Genomic DNA, 233 nt, shown 5'->3' on the forward strand with positions numbered 1-233 from the left:
TTCCCGGACGAACCTCTGTAACACACTCAGACCACGCTGATGCCCAGCGCCTGTTTCTTAATCACCATAACCTGCACATCGCTGGCAAACGTATACGGCGGAATATCTGCCGAATGCCGTGTGGACGTAAGCGTGAACGTCAGGATCACGTTTCCCCGACCCGCTGGCATGTCAACAATACGGGAGAACACCTGTACCGCCTCGTTCGCCGCGCCATCATAAATCACCGCACC

1 protein-coding gene is annotated in these 233 nt (G+C 55.8%); it reads right to left on the reverse strand.

Annotated features, from left to right (window positions below; genetic code table 11):
• Window positions 1–26: 26 nt before the first annotated feature.
• A partial coding sequence (locus MKD49_RS26340) for a hypothetical protein (RefSeq protein ID WP_206608692.1) occupies window positions 27–233 on the reverse strand: 207 nt, incomplete at its 5' end.

The organism is Herbaspirillum sp. WGmk3 (assembly GCF_023952535.1).
Taxonomy (GTDB): Bacteria; Pseudomonadota; Gammaproteobacteria; order Burkholderiales; family Burkholderiaceae_D; genus Herbaspirillum; species Herbaspirillum huttiense.